Origin of the sequence: Oceanibaculum pacificum (assembly GCF_001618175.1) — a bacterium.
Lineage (GTDB): Bacteria > Pseudomonadota > Alphaproteobacteria > Oceanibaculales > Oceanibaculaceae > Oceanibaculum > Oceanibaculum pacificum.
Genome location: NZ_LPXN01000069.1, coordinates 1 through 6,530 on the forward strand (window position 1 = coordinate 1; position 6,530 = coordinate 6,530).

The following is a 6,530-nucleotide window of genomic DNA, read 5'->3' on the forward strand; positions in this document are numbered from 1 at the left end:
GCGGCGGCGGCGGCGGCGGCGTCATAGGGCGTGCGCTGCAATGCCTCGCGCACCTCGGCGCGGGCTTCCCGCAACGCGCGGAAATCCTCTCGTATCGCCGGCCGCTCCTGTTTCAGCAGCGGGGCGATCTTGGCGCGCGCGGCTTCCGGCACCGCCTGTTCGAGCGGGCTGAAGCCGATGCGCCGGCCATCCTTGTCCGGCGGTCCCTTATGGCTGGACACCATGCCGCCGACAATGATGCCGAGCAGCAGCAGATTGACGATCAGCGAGGCCGGCAGGGCCCAACGGCGTAGAAAATCCCTCATCGCCGCCTACTCCTCATCCAGGGTGGGGCCGAAGGCCAGCATCGCGACCTCCTGCCGGTCCAGCGAGGCGAAATCGCCCGCCGTCGCATCGCCCGCCCAGGGTCCGGCGGCGACGCCGAGCCACAGGCCGAGCGCGGCCGAGGCCGCCAGCGCCAGCGCCATCGGCCAGGGCCGGTTGTTATTCGCCGGCCGCGGCGTGCGCATCGGCGCCGCGGCGGCGATACGGGCCGCCAGATCCGCCGGAACCGGCGGATGTGGCAGCAGGTCGAGCGCGGCATCGAGCGCCAGCGCCTCGCGCCGGGCCGCCTGCGCCGTCGGATCGGCGGCCAGCAGCGCCTCGGCGGCGGCGCGCTCGCCCGCCGGCCAGCGACCGGGATCGGCGCCATAGGCGTCGAGCAGCGATTGAAAACAGGTCATATCCATCGGTGCGCTCATCCTAGGCCCCCCAGCAATTCACGGCCCTCGGCCGCCAGCAACTCGCGCAGCTTACGCCGCCCCCGTGCGAGCAACGATTCCAAGGCTTCCTCGCCGATCTCCAGGATCGCGGCGGCTTCGGCCTGACTCAAGCCCTCGTAATAGCTCAGCACCAGCGCGGCGCGCTGGCGTTCCGGCAGGGCGTCCAGCGCCGCCTGCACCTTGGCGCTGCGCTGCTTGTCCTGCAACGCGGCGCTGGGGCTGTCGGCCGGGTCGGTCGGCACTTCCGGCACGGTCTCCATGAACACCACGCGGCGGCGGCGCAGCCGGTCCTGGCACAGGTTGAAGGCCACCCGATACAGCCAGGTTCGCGGACTCGCCCCCTGGTCGCGCCAGTCCGGGGCGAAGTTCCACAATCGAAGGAAGGCTTCCTGCGCCACGTCCTCGGCCTCCGTCTGCTCCCCGAGGAGACGCCACGCCAGTCGGTGGATGACCGGCAAATGGCGCTCCAGAAGGGTCGGGAAGGCCGTGCGGTCGCCAGCCGCCAGCTTTCGGATCAGGGTGTCGTCGGTATCGTCAGCCGACTGGGTTCGCTGCACGCCTTATCCTCATTCTGGCGGATGCCGCACGGCCTGCTCTCGAACGAAGCGCCGGTTAGCGCTTCGGGCCGCGCAGCTCGTCGGGCGAGATCGTGCCGTCGCCATTCTTGTCGAGGCGCTTGAACGCCTCGTCGCGGCGGGCCTCACGTTCCGACTGGTCGATCTTGCCGTCCTTGTTGGCGTCCAGCTTGGCGAAGCTGCGCTCGGCCATCTTTTGCGCCTGGGCGGTCACCATGGCCTCGTACTCGGCCTTGGAGAGCGCGCCGTCGCCATCCTTATCGTAATCGGCCAGCTTGCCGTGACGGACGGCGGCGAATTCCTCGCGGCTGATGGAGCCGTTCTTGTCGGTGTCGAGATGCTCCATCATCTTCTCGGCGCGGGGCTGGCCCTGCTTCTTGCCGTCGCTGGAGGCGGCCTGGCCGAGCGTCGGAACGCCGATCACCAGGGCGGCGGCGAGGGCGGCGGGCACAAAGGCGAATTTGGTCTTCATGACAAATCCTCTTCCAAAGGTCTGTCCGGCGGGGTGAGACAGTGTCGTGGCGCCGAACTTGACCTTTACACGCACCGGCCCCGGCATTTCCGTCGCATAAAAATCAGCGCCGGCCGAACAGCCTTTCGATATCCCCCAATTTCAGCTCCACATAGGTCGGCCGGCCGTGATTGCACTGGCCGGAATGGGGGGTGGCCTCCATCTGCCGCAGCAGGGCGTTCATCTCGTCGCCATTCAGCCGGCGGCCGGCCCGCACCGAACCGTGGCAGGCCATGGTGCCGCAGACATGCGCCAGCCTGTCCTCCAGCGTCAGCGCCTGATCCCACTCCGCCAGATCGTCGGCCAGGTCGCGCACCAGCCCGGCGGCGTCCACCTGGCCCAGCAGGGCGGGCACCTCTCGCACCACGACGGCGCCGGGGCCGAAGCCCTCGACCACCAGGCCCAGGCGCGCCAGATCCTCGGCCCGCGCCGTCAGCCGCTCGACCGCCGGCTCGTCCAGCTCCACCACCTCGGGCAGCAGCAGGGCCTGGCGCGTCACGCCGCTCTCGCCCAGCGCCTGCTTCATGCGCTCATAGACCAACCTTTCATGCGCGGCATGCTGGTCGACGATGACGATGCCGTCCGCCGTCTGGGCCACGATATAGGTGCCGTGCAGCTGCCCGCGCGCCACGCCCAGGGGATTGTCGACCGGCAGGTCGTTCGGCCCGGCATCGTTCACCGCCGACGGCGGCGGGGCGGAGAGCGGGGCGTCGAAATTCGGCAGCGGGGCGTGATAGTCGCGCGCCGCCTCCGCCAGGCCGCCAGAGGGATGGGGATAGGCATAGGCCGGTCCGCGCGCGGGTTGCGGCGCATAGCCCCGCTGCGGGTTGAATGCGCCCAGCGCGGCCAGCGACACGGTGGTGGAGGCGCGGTGCCCGGCCTCGGCCAGCGCGTGCTTCAAGGCCGAGACGATCAGCCCGCGCACCAGCCCGGCCTCGCGGAACCGCACCTCGGCCTTGGCCGGATGCACATTCACATCGACCGCTTCCGGCGGCAATTCCACAAACAGCGCCAGCAGCGGGTGCCGGTCATGCGACAGGAAATCCTGATAGGCGCCGCGCACCGCGCCCTGCAGCAACCGGTCCTTCACCGGGCGGCCATTGACGAACAGATACTGCATCTGCGCATTGCCGCGATTGAGCGTCGGCAGGCCGGCATAGCCGGTCAGGCGGATGCCCTCGCGCGTCGCGTCGATGCGCAGCGCATTGTCGGCGAAATCCTCGCCCATGATGGCGGCCAGGCGGCGCAGGCGGATATCGAACAGCTCGCCCTGCGCGCCGGCCAGCTTCACCGATTGCCGCGCGCCGTCGCCCAGGGTGAAGGCGACGTGCGGATGCGCCATCGCCAGCCGGTTCACCACATCGATGGCCTGGCTGTATTCGGTGCGCGGATTCTTCAGGAATTTGAGGCGCGCCGGCGTGGCGTAGAACAGGTCGCGCACCTCGACCCGCGTGCCCTGCCCCTGCGCCGCCGGCTGCACCGGCCGTTTCACCCCGCCCTCGACATCGATGCGCCAGGCGCTGTCGGCGGCCTGCTTGCGCGAGGTGATCGACAGCCGGCTCACCGCGCCGATGGACGGCAGCGCCTCGCCCCGGAAGCCCAGCGAGGATATGCGCACCAGATCGTCGTCCGGCAGCTTGGAGGTGGCGTGCCGTTCAACCGCCAGCTCCAGCTCGGCCTGGTCCATGCCGAAACCGTCGTCGCTGACGCTGATCAGCGACTGCCCGCCATCGCGCAGGATGACATCGACCCGCGTGGCCCCGGCGTCCAGCGCGTTCTCCACCAGCTCCTTCACGGCGCTGGCCGGCCGCTCCACCACCTCGCCGGCGGCGATCTGGTTGACCAGTATGTCGGGCAGCCGCCGGATCACCGTCGCCATGACTGGCCTATTTCTCCATCGCGGCGAGATACTCGCGGGTCAGCACCTTGCCTTCTTCCACCGCCGGCTGGTCGAACGGGTCGACGTCCAGCAGATGGGCGGCGATGATCGTCTCCAGCATGAAATGCATCATCAGCGCGCCCATGGTGGCGGCGTCGACCGCATCGATATGCAGGATGCGGGTGGGGCGGTTGTTGCGGATCAGCGTTTCCGCCGTGGCCCGCTGCTCGGCATCCAGCAGATCGCCCATGGTGCGGCCCTGCAGATAGTCCGGCGTCACCGCCCCGGCCACGCCATCGGCGACGCGCGGGCCGGTGCCGGCCACCTTGCCCATGATGATGGTGAACATCTTGTCGGCCGGCCCGTCGAGATAGAGCTGCACCTGGCTGTGCTGGTCGACCGTGCCCAGCGCGTTCACCGGCGTGGTGCCCTTGCCGCCCTTGCCCAGGCTTTCTGCCCAGAGCTGGCGGTACCAGAAGGACAGATCGTCGAGCTGGTCGAGATAGGGCATCAGCACCGTCTGGCTGGCCCCCTTCGATTCGTCCAGCAGCAGGGAGAGTGCGGCCCCCACCGCCGGGGCGCAGCCTGCCGGATCGCCGGCCAGCGCCGTCTCCAGCACCGATTTGGCCCCCTGGCGCAGCGCCCGCACATCGATGCCCGCGATCAGCGCCGGCAGCACGCCGACGCAGGACAGCACGGAATAGCGCCCACCGACCTTGGGATCATGCTCGACGATGGGAATGTCGTAGCGCGTCGCCAGCTTGCGCAGCGGGCTGACGGTCTTCTCGGTGATTGCCGTCACATGCTCGCGGATATGCGTCTCGCCGACCGCCAGCGTCAGCGGCTCGAGGCAGATCAGGAACTGCATCAGCGTTTCCGCCGTGCCGCCCGATTTCGAGATGACGATGATGCCGGCGCGCTTGAAATCGACCGCCTGGAACAACGCCTCGAACGTCGCCGGGTCGACATTATCCAGGAAATGCAGGCGCGGCGTGCCGGCCGGCGGGCCGAAGCCCTTGTCGACCAGTTGATACAGCGTGCGCCCGCCCAGGCTGGAGCCGCCGGTGCCGAGCACGATCACATCGTCGAAACGCTGGCGATAATCGGCGGCGATGGTCTCCAGCGCCGGCAGATCGTCCTCACGCTCGGTCAGGCGCAGCAGCGGCAGGCTGCCATCCTTATGCCAGCGCGCGATCTGCGCCAGCGCCGGCCTGGTCAGCGCCACCCGGCGCGCCAGATCGGCCTCGGACACCCCGCCCTGGCCGACGCGCTTCGACAGGCAACCCTCAATATCTTGTTTATAAAACATCAATGAACACCATTTCTTGTTGGTTATAGCGTAGCAAGCCGATAGGCCGCCGCCAAGGGCGGTGGCGGCCTATCGGCCTAACGCGGCAAAAGCGCGTTCGCTCCGGCGCTTCAGGAATCCTGGCCCGGGGCCGGCTTGGTGGGGGTGACGCCCGCCGGCTTGCCGACCACGACGAAGGTCAGCGCCTTGGCGTCGAACAGGTTTTTCGCCACGCGCTTCAGATCGTCCATCGTCACCGCGTCGATCAGCGAGGCGCGCTTGTCGAGATAGTCGATGCCCAGATCCTCGCGCTGGATCGCCACCAGCGTACCGGCGATGCGGCTGGAATTCTCCAGCCCCAGCCAATAGCTGCCGGTGAGGTAGGCCTTGGCGTCCGCCACCTCCTCGGCGCTTGGCCCTTCGGCGGCCAGCTTGGCCCATTCCTGGCGCACCAGATCGAGCGATTCGGAAACGCGGGCATTCGCCGTGCCGACATTGCCGACCAGCAGGGCGGCATGATCCAGCGGGGCGAGGCCGGCATAGACCGAATAAGCGAGGCCCCGCTTCTCCCGAATCTCCTCGGTCAGGCGGGAGCCGAAGCCGCCGCCGATCACCTCGCCCAGAATGCTGACGGCGAAGAAATCGGGATCGCTGCGTTTCACGCCCGGCTGGCCGAACAGCACCGTGCTTTGCGGGATGTTGCGGTCGATCACCATCAGATCGCCGGCGAAGTCGGGCTTGGCCTCCGCCACCTCCGGCACGTTGGCGCGTTCCGGCAGGCCCTCGAACAGCGCATCCAGTTGCTCGCCCAGCTCCGCCGGCGTGATGTCGCCGACCACGCCGATCAGCAGATTGTTGCGCGCGAAGCGGCGGTCGATGAATTCCTCCATGTCGGCCACCGTCAGGCCGGCGACCGATTGCGGCGTGCCGCTGGGCGGGCTGCCATAGGGGTGCTGCGGAAAGGCCGAACGCCAGAAGGCGCGGCTGGCGATGGAGCCGGGACGCTCCAGCTCCCGCTTCAGCCCGACCAGCATCTGGCTGCGGGCGCGCTCCACCGGCTCCGCGTCGAAACGCGGCTCGGTCAGGGCCAGATGCATCAGCTCGAATGCGGTATCGCGATTATCGGTCAGGGTGCGGAAACCGGCCTGGAGCGAATCGCGCGAGGCCGAGAAATACAGCGAGATCGACAAATCCGACAGCCGCTTCTGGAAGGCCTGGCTGTCGAGATCGCCCGCCCCCTCGGTCAACAGGTCGGTGGCGAGCTGCGCCAGCCCCTCCTTGCCCGCCGGCTCGCTGGCGCTGCCGCCGCGAAAGCCGACCTCCAGGGCGACGATGGGATTGGTGTGGTCCTCCACCAGCCAGGCCTCGATGCCGCCGGGGCTGACCACGCGCTGGATATCGATGGCGTATGCCTGCACGGCCAGCAAGGGCGCCACCAGCAGGGCCAGGAGCAGGCGGAAGGTTGCCTTCGGCAACCACCCCCCTCTCCGACCCTCCCCCGCAAGGGGGGAGGGGG

General features: G+C 68.9%; 7 protein-coding genes. All 7 read right to left on the reverse strand.

Translation table 11 applies throughout. From position 1 onward, the window contains the following. On the reverse strand, nt 1-305 hold a 305-nt coding region (locus tag AUP43_RS05230), incomplete at its 3' end, for a periplasmic heavy metal sensor (RefSeq protein ID WP_157089248.1). 6 nt (nt 306-311) lie between these two features. Then, the gene (locus AUP43_RS05235) at nt 312-740 is read right to left on the reverse strand and encodes a hypothetical protein (RefSeq protein WP_157089249.1); all 429 of its coding nucleotides are present in this window, start codon (nt 738-740) and stop codon (nt 312-314) included. Continuing rightward, nucleotides 737-1,318 carry an RNA polymerase sigma factor gene (locus tag AUP43_RS05240; RefSeq protein WP_067553499.1) on the reverse strand — a complete coding sequence of 194 codons (582 nt, stop codon included), beginning with the start codon at nt 1,316-1,318 and terminating at the stop codon, nt 737-739. The genes AUP43_RS05235 and AUP43_RS05240 overlap by 4 nt, the downstream gene beginning before the upstream one ends. 55 nt (nt 1,319-1,373) lie before the next feature. Then, the gene (locus AUP43_RS05245; RefSeq protein WP_067553501.1) at nt 1,374-1,808 is read right to left on the reverse strand and encodes an EF-hand domain-containing protein; all 435 of its coding nucleotides are present in this window, start codon (nt 1,806-1,808) and stop codon (nt 1,374-1,376) included. Nucleotides 1,809-1,911: 103 nt separating this feature from the next. Next, nucleotides 1,912-3,726, reverse strand: a complete 1,815-nt coding sequence (gene mutL / locus AUP43_RS05250) for a DNA mismatch repair endonuclease MutL (protein ID WP_067553502.1) — start codon at nt 3,724-3,726, stop codon at nt 1,912-1,914. Between the two features lie 7 nt (nt 3,727-3,733). After that, complete coding sequence (locus AUP43_RS05255) at nt 3,734-5,035, reverse strand: glucose-6-phosphate isomerase (protein ID WP_067553504.1); 1,302 nt, start codon at nt 5,033-5,035, stop codon at nt 3,734-3,736. 110 nt (nt 5,036-5,145) lie between these two features. After that, nucleotides 5,146-6,489 carry a M16 family metallopeptidase gene (locus AUP43_RS05260; RefSeq protein ID WP_067553506.1) on the reverse strand — a complete coding sequence of 448 codons (1,344 nt, stop codon included), beginning with the start codon at nt 6,487-6,489 and terminating at the stop codon, nt 5,146-5,148. Nucleotides 6,490-6,530 lie beyond the last annotated feature (41 nt).